General features: G+C 71.1%; 10 protein-coding genes and 2 pseudogenes. 9 read left to right on the top strand and 3 right to left on the bottom strand.

What is annotated here, in order from left to right; translation table 11 throughout:
• Positions 1 to 70 precede the first annotated feature (70 nt).
• Positions 71 to 352 (bottom strand): annotated as a pseudogene (locus OG574_RS27270) (tyrosine-type recombinase/integrase); the annotation flags it as partial.
• 159 nt (positions 353 to 511) lie between these two features.
• Between OG574_RS27270 and OG574_RS27275 the strand changes: the two are divergent.
• Positions 512 to 739, top strand: coding sequence for a hypothetical protein (locus OG574_RS27275; protein ID WP_326775350.1), 228 nt, complete (start codon positions 512 to 514; stop codon positions 737 to 739).
• A gap of 272 nt (positions 740 to 1,011) precedes the next feature.
• Here the strand turns inward: OG574_RS27275 and OG574_RS27280 are convergent.
• Both OG574_RS27280 and OG574_RS27285 read right to left on the bottom strand, forming a co-directional pair.
• Positions 1,012 to 1,227, bottom strand: a pseudogene (locus tag OG574_RS27280) (helix-turn-helix domain-containing protein); the annotation flags it as partial.
• Positions 1,228 to 3,021: 1,794 nt separating this feature from the next.
• Complete coding sequence (locus OG574_RS27285; RefSeq protein ID WP_398377913.1) at positions 3,022 to 4,785, bottom strand: dolichyl-phosphate-mannose--protein mannosyltransferase; 1,764 nt, start codon at positions 4,783 to 4,785, stop codon at positions 3,022 to 3,024.
• 78 nt (positions 4,786 to 4,863) lie between these two features.
• Between OG574_RS27285 and rsmI the strand changes: the two genes are divergently transcribed.
• The 8 genes from rsmI to OG574_RS27325 all read left to right on the top strand — a co-directional run bounded on the left by rsmI (position 4,864) and on the right by OG574_RS27325 (position 12,990).
• Positions 4,864 to 5,769 carry a 16S rRNA (cytidine(1402)-2'-O)-methyltransferase gene (gene rsmI, locus OG574_RS27290; protein ID WP_398377914.1) on the top strand — a complete coding sequence of 302 codons (906 nt, stop codon included), beginning with the start codon at positions 4,864 to 4,866 and terminating at the stop codon, positions 5,767 to 5,769.
• A 194-nt stretch (positions 5,770 to 5,963) separates the two neighbouring features.
• Positions 5,964 to 6,401, top strand: a complete 438-nt coding sequence (locus OG574_RS27295; protein WP_326775352.1) for a hypothetical protein — start codon at positions 5,964 to 5,966, stop codon at positions 6,399 to 6,401.
• Positions 6,402 to 6,476: 75 nt separating this feature from the next.
• Complete coding sequence (locus OG574_RS27300) at positions 6,477 to 7,358, top strand: TatD family hydrolase (RefSeq protein ID WP_326775353.1); 882 nt, start codon at positions 6,477 to 6,479, stop codon at positions 7,356 to 7,358.
• Between the two features lie 134 nt (positions 7,359 to 7,492).
• Positions 7,493 to 8,821 carry a ubiquitin-like domain-containing protein gene (locus OG574_RS27305; protein ID WP_326775354.1) on the top strand — a complete coding sequence of 443 codons (1,329 nt, stop codon included), beginning with the start codon at positions 7,493 to 7,495 and terminating at the stop codon, positions 8,819 to 8,821.
• Between the two features lie 52 nt (positions 8,822 to 8,873).
• Positions 8,874 to 9,737: a 16S rRNA (adenine(1518)-N(6)/adenine(1519)-N(6))-dimethyltransferase RsmA gene (gene rsmA / locus OG574_RS27310; protein WP_100596141.1), complete on the top strand. Its 864-nt coding sequence runs from the start codon at positions 8,874 to 8,876 to the stop codon at positions 9,735 to 9,737.
• A complete protein-coding gene (locus tag OG574_RS27315; RefSeq protein WP_326775355.1) occupies positions 9,734 to 10,633 on the top strand; it encodes a 4-(cytidine 5'-diphospho)-2-C-methyl-D-erythritol kinase in 900 nt (299 codons plus the stop codon). The genes rsmA and OG574_RS27315 overlap by 4 nt, the downstream gene beginning before the upstream one ends.
• A 78-nt stretch (positions 10,634 to 10,711) precedes the next feature.
• The gene (locus OG574_RS27320) at positions 10,712 to 10,969 is read left to right on the top strand and encodes a hypothetical protein (RefSeq protein WP_159032553.1); all 258 of its coding nucleotides are present in this window, start codon (positions 10,712 to 10,714) and stop codon (positions 10,967 to 10,969) included.
• A 200-nt stretch (positions 10,970 to 11,169) separates the two neighbouring features.
• Positions 11,170 to 12,990: an ABC-F family ATP-binding cassette domain-containing protein gene (locus OG574_RS27325; RefSeq protein WP_326775356.1), complete on the top strand. Its 1,821-nt coding sequence runs from the start codon at positions 11,170 to 11,172 to the stop codon at positions 12,988 to 12,990.
• Positions 12,991 to 13,021: the final 31 nt, after the last annotated feature.

Consider the following 13,021-nt stretch of genomic DNA (forward strand, 5'->3'; position numbering starts at 1 on the left):
TCCGGCGCCGAGCGGGAGGAGCTGCCGGTAACCGGCGGAACAGATCCGGCCCGGACCCAATTAGGGCGCCTCAGTCGCCCCTCAGCTGTACTCGCGGGCGGGGGGACGCCAGGAACAGGCTGTCCACCGCCTTCCGGGTGCGCCCCTCACTGCTCGGCATGAGGTGTGTGTAGGTCCGCAGCGTGAAGCCGGGGTCACTGTGCCCGAGGTACGTGCTCAGGGCTCGGATGTTCTCGCCCGCGTCCAGCAGAACGGATGCGTAGAAGTGCCTGAGGGCGTGCATGCCGTGCTCGCGCGCCGAGGCGTACCGCTCGCCCTCCTGGGGCTCCGGGATGATGCCAGCGGCGGCGATCTCCTAGGGCCTGTCTGGCGGGTGCGGGGTCGCGTCACCGACCCCGCACCCGCCAGTAATGTCACCCGAATAGCGCAACAGCATGGGCGTGCCACCCACATGGGTGAAGGTCAAGCTGACTAGTGCCCCAATTGAGGCAATACGTGAAAGGGGAACCAAATGCGCATTCGACGAATCTTCGCGGCCGTCATCGCCACGGCAGCCCTCGCCGGACTCGGCCTCACAGGCGCCGCCACCGCCACCGCCGCCACCGCCACCGCCGGCAGCGTCACCCCGGCCAGCGTCACCCCGGGTGAGTGCACGGACGGCGGCGGAACGATCGATCGGTCGACGCCCGTGCTCCCGACCTGCAGGGGCGGTATGTACGACGGGCAGACGGTCGACTAATCCCCACTAGGGCCCGTTGTGAAAGTGGATCGGCGCCCCGCAGCCACGCGCTGCGGGGCGCTCCCGCGCGAGCGTAGCCAGGAGAGTCGCAGGGACCGTGCCGACCCGTCGGGCACGCTGGGTCCGAGTCGGCCCGGAAGCACGTGGCGGGTGGGAACTCCTCATCTCGGCTGCCGGCTCGCGGCTCGTCATGATGAGCGAAGGGACGGACTGGCGCTCGCCTTCGAGGGCGCGCTCGCCCATGACGAGCGCCTGTGCCAAGTCGCCCTCCCGCGCGCCCCGCCGGGACCCTTGGAGGCCAAAGCCTGCCGACCGCCCGAAGCCAATGAACGCCGCCACCGGTTCGCCGACATCCGGGTCACCCTGAACCGCCGGGCCACCTCCCGGTCACTGGCCCCGGCCTCGATCAGATCAGCGGCTTCGAACCGCACTTGCTTACGCCGAGCCCGCTCCTCGGCCGCCAGCCCACCGCCATCGGGATACCTCACCTTCCCGGCATAGCGCATCCCACGGGAGCCGTCACGACCCGACGTAACCCGAACCGTTAGAGATCTCTAGTGGCAAGTTGGCACTAGCCAGTAGCCAGTACCTGTCCGTGGCGGCCCCGAGAGCTCAGCTTGAGCGAAGGGCAAGAAGGCGCGGCCTTCGGCCGCACGACCCTTGGCAGCTCGCTCAGCTCGCGCGCGACGGCCTCAGTCCAGCAATGCGCCGCTCCGCCCTCTCAGGCTGCCCCCGGAAGAGACCACCCCGCCCCGCCGGAGGGTGGTCTCTTCATCTCGCAGCCGAGGTTCAGCGTCCGCAGTGTCCGCAACCCCCACTCCTCTAAGAGCGGCCCTGACCTGCGGAAACCGGCTCTTCGTAACCGTGGGTGCCTGGACGCTAGTGGACGCTAAACAATCTGTTTAGCGTCCACACTGAAAGAGCAGGTCAGAGGGGGTAAGGGCAGCCCGGCGGACGTTGCGGACGCTATCTTCCCTCAACTCTCTAGGAAGGGTAGGGACGGCTCTTCAGACGGGGACCGCGAACCACCCCCCACATGAGCAGTGCTTGTCGCTTGTCGCCCACCTCTACAAACACACGCCCTCTGGGTTGTCGTGCGTCCGGGTAACTGAGAATTTCAGTGCGACATGACACTTTTCAGCGAGAAGTGGCACCACTCTGAATGCGCCCTGCGCGGAGCCTAAGCAGGCTGGGTGAAGTTGAATGCCGATCTATGCGAGCCGTCAGAAGCGCGGGTTGGCTTCTCCGGTGCCCATGCATGCTGCACAGGACTGGGGGTACTCAGCCGTAGTCCCCTTCCCGTGGCAGTTGCGGCATGGGGCCTGTCGTAGAGGGTTCGAGTTCGACCGCCGGTTCTCGATCCGCGTCTGCCTCCGCCACCACTTGCCGGTCTTCGAGTTTTCCCACCAGAGCCACAGACCAAGCAGAGTCATCCCGATTACCAACAGTGCGCCCATGGTTGCCATGGAAGCCCCGCCGGGGCGGGCAGTCAACCTGCGCAAGGGCAGGTGCTGACGCGTCAACGGAACCCGTGGCTCAGGATCGGCAGCGAACATCCCCGAGGCGCTTAGTTGGCCTGGCCGGGCGGTTCAGGTCCACGGACTTGCTTGGGTGGGTGCTGTCGAAGCGGTGCCAGAAGGCCTGAAAGCCCAGTAGGGCGCCACCCCTTATCGACATCCGGTGCCAAGTCGCGCTGACAGAACTTGCCGAATCCGCAGATCGGCGCCCACTTCTAGTGCCAACCTCTGCCGAAAGTCTCAGTAACGTCCCCTGACCTGGGAGGCGACAAGCGACAAGACAAGGCACGCGACAAGCTGCACGACAAGTCAGGCGACAAGCCCGCCCGCCTGAAAAGCCTCGCGAGTCCACGGCCGGCCGGAGCGTGGTCGTGGCGGGAACCCCTTGGAAGGCCTTCAGGCAAGAGGAGCACCCTGGGGCGGAGGCGTGCTCCTCTTGCTGTTCGGCGGCAACGCCGCCCCCGCTGAGCCCCCTATTGCCTTCCAGGGCGTGCGGCGCGTTCCTGGCGACGGCCGTCGCGCGCGAGCGGAGCGAGCTGCCAAGAGTCGTGCGGCCGAAGGCCGCACCTTCATGCCCTTCGGGCCGATGGCCCGCTATCGGGGTCGCTAACGTTAGCGGGCTTTCGCCCTGGTGAAGGAGCAAAAACGAGCCCCGGCCGGGGCCGTCTGTGGGCCGCCCGAGGGAGACCGACGACGACCGACAACGACGGAGAACGACAGGAGCGGCACGACCGCCAGCCTTGCCGCTCCTGCCCAACTTCGCAGCTAGACCCAGGAGTCCAGCCACATCCGGGACTGCCAGGAGCTGAACGGGATCGCTTGGCCGGTATAGATCGGCCAGAAGTAGACGAAGTTCCACACGATCAGCAGGACGAGCACGCCCGCGCCCGCCGCGCCCACGACTCTGCGCCGCTCCCCGGAGCCCGGTGGCCCGAGGATCGCGCCGACCAGCATCGCGACGGCGAGACAGAGGAAGGGCACGAAGACGACCGCGTAGAAGAAGAAGATCGTGCGTTCCTGGTAGTTGAACCAGGGCAGATAGCCCGCGGCGATGGCGCACGCGATGGCTCCCGCCCGCCAGTCGCGGCGGAAGAACCAGCGCCACAGCAGATACAGCACGGCGAACGCCGCGGCCCACCACAGCAGCGGGGTGCCGAGCGCGAGGACCTCGCGGGCGCACTTGTCGCCCGCGCCGGCCGGGCAGCCGTCCTTGCCGGGCAGCGGGGACTCGTAGAAGTACGAGACCGGCCTGCCGTCGACGAGCCAGCTCCACGGGTTCGACTGGTAGATGTGCGGGGAGCTGAGCCCCACGTTGAACTTGTAGACCTCGTGCTCGTAGTGCCACAGGCTGCGCACCCAGTCGGGGAACAGCCAGGTCCAGGAGCCGCCCCGGCCGTCGGTCGCCGCCCAGTTGCGGAAGTAGCCGCCGGTCCCGTCGGCAGGAGAAAGGATCCAGCCGAGCCAGGACAGGACGTAGGTGCCGACCGCGACCGGCACCGTCGACAGGAACGCCCAGCCGAGGTCCCGCTTGAGCACGGTGACGTACGGCCGGCCGGCCCCGGCGACGCGGCGCGCGCCGACGTCCCACAGGACCGTGAGGATGCCGAACGCGGCCACATAGATGAAGCCGTTCCACTTCGTGCCCGCGGCGAGACCCAGGCACAGGCCGGCCAGCAGCCGCCACGGGCGCAGGCCCAGGCGCAGCGTCTCGGCGATGTGCGCGTCGGGGCGTGGCACGCCGTCCTCGCCCCTCGGGAGCGCGGCAGCGAGCTTCCCGCGCGCCTTGTCGCGGTCCACGACCAGGCAGCCGAACGCGGCAACGACGAAGAACACGAGGATCGAGTCGAGGAGCGCCGTGCGGCTCATGACGAACGCGAGGCCGTCCACGGCGAGCAGCAGACCGGCCAGGCAGCCGAGGAACGTCGAGCGGAACAGCCGCCGCCCGATGCGGCACACCAGCAGCACGCACAGCGTGCCGAGCACCGCCGTCATGAACCGCCAGCCGAACGGGTTGAACCCGAACAGCCACTCACCGATCCCGATGACGTACTTGCCGACCGGCGGATGCACGACGTACGCGGCGTCGTGCGGGATCGGCACATGGCCGTCGGTCTTGAGGATCAGGTCGTTGGCGTTCTTGTCCCAGTTGACCTCGAAGCCGCGGTGGATCAGCGCCCACGCGTCCTTCGCGTAGTACGTCTCGTCGAATATCACGGCCTTCGGGCTGCCGAGATGCCAGAACCGCATCAGGCCCGCGACCAGCGTCACGAGCAGCGGACCGAGCCAGCCCGACCAGCGCGTCATGCCCCGCGCGACCCCGTCGGAGAGGCCGAGCGTCGCCCACAGCCGCGACGACGGCGGCGCGTACGGCGGCACGAGCCGCGTGCCCACGTCGCCTCTGGGCCGCGCCACGTGACCGAACCGCCGCAGCCGGCGCTCCCACATCGACGGCTGCCGCCCCTCGCCGGGGCTTCGGCCCGGCGGGGCGCTGGTCGAGGGCGAGTGCGGCGAGGACGCAGTACTGGTCACCGCGCCATCGTAGGGAACGTCACTGTGCGAGTCCCGTGTGCGGCCCGACCGAGTCGGCCGGCCCCCGCCCCTGCGAGGATGGATCCCGTGACATCAAGCCCAGAATCCCCCGGAACGCTCGTGCTCGCGGGCACGCCCATCGGAGACGTGTCGGACGCGCCGCCCCGGCTCAGCAAGGAGCTGGCCGGCGCCGACGTCATCGCCGCCGAGGACACCCGCAGGCTGCGGCGCCTGACGCAGGCGCTCGGGGTGACGCCGGGCGGGCGCGTCGTGTCGTACTTCGAGGGGAACGAGTCCGCCCGCACACCCGAGCTGGTCGAGGCGCTCGCGGGCGGGGCCCGGGTGCTGCTCGTGACCGACGCGGGGATGCCGTCCGTGTCCGACCCCGGGTACCGGCTCGTCGCCGCCGCCGTCGAGCGGGACATCAAGGTCACCGCCGTGCCCGGTCCGTCCGCCGTGCTGACCGCGCTCGCGCTGTCCGGGCTGCCCGTCGACCGGTTCTGCTTCGAGGGCTTCCTGCCCCGCAAGGCCGGCGAGCGCATGGGCCGGCTCAAGGAAGTGGCGGAGGAACGCCGCACCCTCGTCTATTTCGAGGCCCCGCACCGCCTCGACGACACCCTCGCCGCGATGGCGGAGGCATTCGGCGCCGACCGCAGGGCGGCCGTGTGCCGCGAGCTCACCAAGACGTACGAGGAAGTGAAGCGGGGCCCGCTCGGGGAACTCGCGAAATGGGCCGCTGAAGGCGTACGCGGCGAAATCACCGTCGTCGTCGAGGGCGCCCCGGAGAAGGGCGCGGAGTCACTCGACGCCTCCGAGCTGGTGCGCAGGGTGCAGGTGCGCGAGGAGGCGGGGGAGCGGCGCAAGGAAGCAATCGCCGCGGTGGCCGCCGAAGCGGGGCTACCCAAGCGTGAGGTCTTCGATGCCGTGGTGGCGGCAAAGAATGCCGCTCGGGGCGCCCCATCGGAGGGCAAAGGACTATCGTGAAAAGCAAAGCGCAGGCCGAGCATCGGGCCTCTTCCGATAAGGAAAGGCCAAATCGGATCCAATAGTCGACAGGCCTGATGCGATCGCGCCGGGAGAAGCGTCCACTGGTTGAAGGGACGCACCCGTCCCTCGCTTCAGGGTGGATGTAATGCCCCGCCCTGAGGTGCCTTGTCCAGCGGACAAGAGGAGCAGGCATGAGTGAGATCGCAGGCGCCGTACCGACCCCGACCGGTGCTGCCGCACCCCAGATACCCAACCGGAGCGCGGCCACAGCCATCGCCCACGAGTCGTACGCCTTCGCCTGCATGCGGTGCGGTCACGGCTGGGAACAGAGTTACGAGATCGAGCACCACATCGACGGCGACGGCGCTGAGTTCGTGATGTACGTGGTGGGCGGCGAGCGGGTCCCGTCGCCGCTGACCCGGCCCACGTGCCTCAACTGCGGCGGCCATGTCGTACGGATCATGAGGGCGGGGCGGGTCTCGTCGATCCTCGGCATGATGCACCGCGAGGAGACGGAGCCCGCGCGACGGCACGAGACCGGCGCGGAGGCGGGGGAGCACCCCGCGAAGGACCACCACTGGCACCTCTCCGACCTGCTGCATCCCTTCCAGAACCGCAAAACAGACTGAGCGCCGACTGCGCACGGGCTGAGCGGCAACCGCACCCCGACGACCCCAGTGACCCCGGCTTCGTAAAATCGGGGCATGAGCTCTGACCGTTCGAAGGACGTCACCCCGCCGCCGCTGCCCGCGCCCCTCGCGGTGCCGGTCGCCGACTCGCACACCCACCTCGACATGCAGTCGGGCACGGTGGAGGAGGGCCTCGCCAAGGCCGCGTCGGTGGGTGTGACGACCGTCGTCCAGGTCGGCTGCGACGTGAACGGGTCCCGCTGGGCCGCCGACACCGCGGCCGCGCACCCGAGCGTGCACGCCACCGTCGCCCTGCACCCGAACGAAGCGCCCCGTATCGTCCTCGGCGACCCCGACGGCTGGTCGCGGCAGGGGGAGCGGCCGGCCGGCGGCGACGCGGCCCTCGACGAGGCGCTCGCGGAGATCGACCGGCTCGCGGCCCTCCCGCACGTCAAGGGCGTCGGCGAGACCGGACTCGACCACTTCCGTACGGGACCTGAAGGCATCGCCGCGCAGGAGCGCTCCTTCCGGGCCCACATCGAGATCGCCAAGCGGCACGGCAAGGCGCTCGTGATTCACGACCGCGACGCCCACGACGACGTGCTGCGGATCCTCAAGGAGGAGGGCGCCCCCGAGCGCACCGTCTTCCACTGCTACTCCGGAGACGCGGAGATGGCCCGGATCTGCGCGGAGAACGGCTACTTCATGTCGTTCGCCGGGAACATCACCTTCAAGAACGCGCAGCCCCTGCGCGACGCGCTCGCCGTCGCTCCGCGCGAGCTCGTCCTGGTCGAGACCGACGCGCCCTTCCTGACCCCCGCGCCCTACCGCGGACGGCCTAATGCCCCGTATCTCATTCCGGTCACGCTGCGCGCGATGGCCGCGGTGAAGGGCCTCGACGAGGACGCCCTCGCGGCGGCCGTCTCCGCCAACACGGCCCGCGCCTTCGGCTACTGAACGACCACGCTCCCGGGACGGCGCCCGGCGGGTGAGGCCGGCAACGAGACGCGACACAGCGTAGTCGTGATGCTTTGGAGAGTGACGATGCTCCGCTAGGTTCTCCTCGCCGATCCGGACCCAGGAGCGTCGTCGTGAGCAATTCGCCGTACGGGACGTATGAGCCGCAGGAAACGCTCGACGCGCTCGGGACATACGACCCACCGCCCGGCCCGCAGTCCTACGGGGGCACCTACCGCCCCGGCTACGAGTCGATGGAGACCCAGCCGGCCTGGCAGGTGCCCGAAGCGCTGCTGCCGCACCAGTCCGCCCCGGCCGCGGGGCGCGCCGAAGCCCGCAGGGCGGCCCGGCGCAGGAAACGGCCCGAGCGGCCCGAGACCCTCAGACGCCTGCTGCCGCAGGCCCTCGTCGTCGTGTTCCTGGCCGGCGGCACCACCGCGTTCGTCGCCGCCGACAAGGCGGTCCAGCTCAGCGTCGAAGGCAGGCCGCGCACCCTGCACACCTTCGCGGACGACGTCGGCGAGCTGCTCGCCGACGAGGGGGTCGACGTCGGCCCGCACGACGTCGTCGCGCCCGCCCCCGGGACCGCCCTGGCCAGCGGGGACGAGGTCACCGTGCGCTACGGCAGGCTCGTCCACCTCACCATTGACGGGCAGCGCCGCCAGGTGTGGACCACCGCGGGCACCGTCGACGGCGCGCTCCACCAGCTGGGCGTGCGCGCCGAGGGCGCCTACGTCTCCGCGTCCCGCTCCCGCCGCATCGCCCGCGACGGCCTCGAGTTCGACGTCCGCACGGAACGCAGCGTCACGGTCATGGCCGACGGGCGCGAGCGCACCATCCGTACCAACGCCGCCACCGTCCGGGACGCCGTGGACGAGGCGGGCGTCTCGCTGCACGGCCAGGACACCACGTCCGTGCCGCAGGACAGCTTCCCGCGCGACGGGCAGACGATCACCGTCATGCGGATCAAGGGCAGCAAGGAGGTGCGCGAGGAAGTCATCCAGTACGCCGTGGAGCGCACCCAGGACCCGACGCTGTTCCGCGGCACCGAGGTCGTCGAACGGGCGGGCCGCCAGGGCGCCCGCCGCGTCACCTACGCCCTGCGCACCGTCAACGGCGTCAAGCAGAAGCCGCGCCGCATGAGCGCCGAGGTCGTGCGCGAGCCGCGCAGCCAGGTCGTGAAGGTCGGCACCAAGCCGCTGCCGCCCTCCGTCGCAGGCGCCGACGGCCTGAACTGGGGCGGGCTCGCCCGGTGCGAGTCCGGCGGGCGCCCCGCCGCGACCGACGCCACCGGCACCTATGGCGGCCTCTACCAGTTCGACGTACAGACCTGGCACAGCCTGGGCGGCGGCGGCCGGCCCCAGGACGCGTCCGCCTCCGAGCAGACGTACCGGGCGAAGAAGCTCTACGTGCGGCGCGGGGCGAGCCCGTGGCCGCACTGCGGGGGCCGCCTGCACGGGTAGGGCCCCCGCGGTCCGGTCGGGACCCGGTCGTGGCGCCCCGTACCCTGAGACCGTGAGCACCACTGACCCCCAGGGCCCCCTGCTTGGCCCCGCCGACATCCGCGAACTGGCGGCAGCCCTGGGCGTGCGGCCCACGAAACAGCGCGGCCAGAACTTCGTCATCGACGCCAACACGGTCCGCCGCATCGTCCGCACCGCGCAGGTCACCCCCGAGGACAACGTCGTCGAGGTCGGCCCCGGCCTCGGCTCGCTGACCCTGGCGCTCCTGGAGGCGGCGGCCCACGTCACCGCCGTCGAGATCGACGACGTGCTCGCGGCCGCGCTGCCCGCGACGATCGAGGCCCGCCTCCCGCAGAAGAAGGACGCCTTCGCGCTCGTCCACTCCGACGCGATGCAGGTACGCGAACTTCCTGGCCCCGCGCCCACGGCGCTCGTCGCGAACCTGCCGTACAACGTCGCCGTGCCGGTCCTGCTCCACATGCTCGACACCTTCCCCACCATCGAGCGCACGCTCGTCATGGTGCAGGCCGAGGTCGCCGACCGCCTCGCGGCCGCCCCCGGCTCGAAGGTCTACGGCGTCCCGTCGGTCAAGGCCAACTGGTACGCGGACGTGAAGCGCGCCGGCTCCATCGGGCGGAACGTCTTCTGGCCCGCGCCGAACGTCGACAGCGGCCTCGTCGCCCTGGTCAAGCGCGCCGAACCCGTGGCGACCACCGCCTCCAAGCGCGAGGTCTTCGCCGTGGTCGACGCGGCCTTCGCCCAGCGCCGCAAGACCCTGCGCGCCGCCCTGTCCGGCTGGGCCGGATCGGCCGCCGCCGCCGAGGCCGCCCTGGTCGCGGCCGGTGTCTCCCCGCAGGCGCGCGGCGAGGCCATCACGGTCGAGGAGTTCGCAAGGATCGCGGAGAACAAGCAGTGAGCGTGACCGTACGGGTCCCCGCCAAGGTCAACGTCCAGCTCGCGGTGGGCGCCGCCCGCCCCGACGGCTTCCACGACCTCGCCAACGTCTTCCTCGCCGTCGGCCTGCACGACGACGTCACGGCGACCGTGGCCGACGAACTGACCCTCACCTGCGAGGGCCCCGGCGCGGACCAGGTCCCCCTCGACCGCACGAACCTCGCGGCCCGCGCCGCGATCGCGCTCGGCGAGCGGTACGGGATCGAGCCCCGCGTCCACCTCCACATCGACAAGGACATCCCCGTCGCCGGCGGCATGGCGGGCGGCTCCGCGGACGCGGCCGGCGCGCTCGTGGCCTGCGACGCACTGTGGGGCACCGGCGCCACTCGGGACGAACTCCTGGAGATCTGCGCCGAGTTGGGCAGCGATGTGCCGTTCAGCCTGGTCGGCGGGGCGGCGCTCGGCACCGGACGCGGCGAGAAGCTTCAACTCCTGGACGTGGGCGGGAAGTTCTGGTGGGTGTTCGCGGCCGCCGACGGAGGGCTCTCGACGCCCGCCGTGTACGGCGAGTTCGACCGCCTCGCCGAAGGCCGCGCCGTCCCCGAGCCGGAGGCCTCGCCCGCGCTGCTCGACGCCCTGCGCTCCGGCGACGCGACCGCGCTGGCCGCGACGCTCACGAACGACCTCCAGCCCGCCGCGCTCTCGCTCTTCCCCGCGCTGAAGGACGCCCTCGACGCGGGCGCGGCGGCGGGCGCCCTCGCGGCGCTGGTCTCCGGCTCGGGCCCGACCACGGCGTACCTCTGCGCGGACGAGACGTCGGCGCACACGGTCGCCGCCGCCCTCACGGCGTCCGGCACCTGCCGCTCCGTACGGGTCACGACGTCACCGGCGCCGGGCGCGACGGTCGTCCGGGGCTGACACAGCGGGACGTACTCACGGGTAACTGAGTACGTCCGCGCTGTCGGCGACCGCGGGTGCCGCGGCACCGTGGTCGCCATGACCACCGACACCACGAGCGCCCGGCACCGGCGCCGCAGACGCCGCATCGGCAGCGCTGTCGTCCCGCTCGGCGCGCTCGCCCTCGTCGGGCTGCACTCCGCGCTCGCCACCCGCGGCCACCTCCTGCCCCCGCCCGCCGGGGGCGGCTGGCAGGGCAGGGTCGTACGGCCGCGCGAGGTCGCCGCGGTCCTCAGTCGGGCCGGCGCAGGTCCCCGCAGCCGGGCCGCTCGGCGGCGCGCTGCACGAAGGCCCTGAACGCGGCCGTCGCGAACTTCCCGTCGTGGGGCATGGCGTGGTACGGCGCGACCGTGAACCGGGCGCCGCGGCACCCGCACCCCCGTCCCCCGCTCCCTCGCCCCCGCCCGTGTCCGGGCCGTCACAGCGAAGGCGCAGGCTGTCGGGCCCCTCGCGGCGACTACGCTGGAAGACTGATCCATCCCCTTGTCAGGAGCGAAATGGCAGTCAACCTGGTCAATGTCGAGGCAGTCAGCAAGGTGTACGGCACCCGTGCCCTGCTCGACGGCGTATCGCTCGGCGTGTCCGAGGGGGACAGGATCGGTGTCGTCGGGCGCAACGGCGACGGCAAGACCACCCTCATCCGGATGCTCGCCAAGCTGGAGGAGGCCGACACCGGCCGCGTCACCCACAGCGGCGGCCTGCGCCTCGGCGTCCTCACGCAGCACGACTCCCTCGACCCCGAGGCGACCGTCCGGCACGAGGTCATCGGTGACCTCGCCGACCACGAGTGGGCGGGCAACGCCAAGATCCGCGACGTGCTCACCGGCCTCTTCGGCGGACTCGACCTGCCCGGCTTCCCGCAGGGCCTCGACACGGTCATCGCCCCGCTGTCCGGCGGCGAGCGCCGCCGCATCGCGCTCGCGAAACTCCTCATCGGCGAGCCCGACCTGATCGTCCTCGACGAGCCCACCAACCACCTCGACGTCGAGGGCATCTCCTGGCTGGCGGGCCACCTCCGGGCCCGCCGCTCCGCCCTCGTCTGCGTGACCCACGACCGCTGGTTCCTCGACCAGGTCTGCACCCGCATGTGGGACGTGCAGAAGGGCGACGTCTTCGAGTACGAGGGCGGCTACAGCGACTACGTCTTCGCGCGCGCCGAGCGCGAGCGCATCGCGGCGACCGAGGAGACCAAGCGGCAGAACCTGATGCGCAAGGAGCTGGCCTGGCTGCGCCGCGGCGCCCCGGCCCGCACCTCCAAGCCCCGCTACCGCATCGAGGCGGCGAACGAGCTCATCGCCGATGTGCCGGAGCCGCGCGACAAGAGCGAGCTGATGAAGTTCGCCAGCTCCCGGCTCGGCAAGACCGTCTTCGACCTCGAGGACGTCACCGTGCAGGCCGGGCCCAAGGTCCTCCTCAAGCATCTGACCTGGCAGCTCGGCCCCGGCGACCGCATCGGCCTCGTCGGTGTGAACGGCGCCGGCAAGACCTCCCTCCTGCGGGCCATGGCACAGGCCGCCCGCACCGCCGGCGAGGAGCAGCCCGCGGCGGGCCGCGTCGCCGTCGGCAAGACCGTGAAGCTCGCCTACCTCTCGCAGGAGGTCGCCGAGCTCAACCCCGAACTGCGCGTCATCCAGGCCGTGCAGCAGGTCCGCGACCGCGTCGACCTCGGCAAGGGCCGCGAGATGACCGCGGGCCAGCTCTGCGAGACGTTCGGCTTCAACAAGGAGAAGCAGTGGACGCCGGTCGGCGACCTCTCCGGCGGTGAGCGCCGCCGCCTCCAGATCCTGCGCCTCCTCATGGACGAGCCGAACGTCCTCTTCCTCGACGAGCCGACGAACGACCTCGACATCGAGACCCTCACGCAGCTGGAGGATCTCCTCGACGGCTGGCCCGGCTCCATGGTCGTGATCTCCCACGACCGGTTCTTCATCGAGCGCACCACGGACCGGGTGTTCGCGCTGCTCGGCGACGCCACGCTGCGGATGCTGCCGCGCGGTATCGACGAGTATCTGGAGCGCCGCCGCCGCATGGAGGAGGCCGTCGCCGCCTCGATGACGGCCGCCGCCCCGGCCCCCGCCACGGGCACGCCGGAGAAGGCGGTGTCCGCCGCGGACGCCCGCGCCGCGAAGAAGGAACTCCAGAAGATCGAGCGGCAGCTGGACAAGATGTCCGAGCGGGAGACCAAGCTGCACGCACAGATCGCCGATAACGCCACGGACTTCGCGAAGGTGGCCAAGCTGGACGGCGAGCTGCGCGAACTGGTCGGGGAGCGCGAGGAGTTGGAGATGCGCTGGCTCGAGCTCGCGGAGGACGCGTGAAGCTCCCGTAACAGACCCATCACGGGCCGGT

The organism is Streptomyces sp. NBC_01445 (assembly GCF_035918235.1).
GTDB lineage: Bacteria > Actinomycetota > Actinomycetes > Streptomycetales > Streptomycetaceae > Streptomyces.

Excerpts from the sequence above, each read along its gene's own strand:
- OG574_RS27275 (WP_326775350.1), top strand. The coding sequence starts at position 512 with ATGCGCATTCGACGAATCTTCGCGGCCGTCATCGCCACGGCAGCCCTC.
- rsmI (WP_398377914.1), top strand. The coding sequence starts at position 4,864 with ATGGATCCCGTGACATCAAGCCCAGAATCCCCCGGAACGCTCGTGCTC.
- OG574_RS27295 (WP_326775352.1), top strand. The coding sequence starts at position 5,964 with ATGAGTGAGATCGCAGGCGCCGTACCGACCCCGACCGGTGCTGCCGCA.
- OG574_RS27300 (WP_326775353.1), top strand. The coding sequence starts at position 6,477 with ATGAGCTCTGACCGTTCGAAGGACGTCACCCCGCCGCCGCTGCCCGCG.
- OG574_RS27320 (WP_159032553.1), top strand. The coding sequence starts at position 10,712 with ATGACCACCGACACCACGAGCGCCCGGCACCGGCGCCGCAGACGCCGC.
- OG574_RS27325 (WP_326775356.1), top strand. The coding sequence starts at position 11,170 with ATGGCAGTCAACCTGGTCAATGTCGAGGCAGTCAGCAAGGTGTACGGC.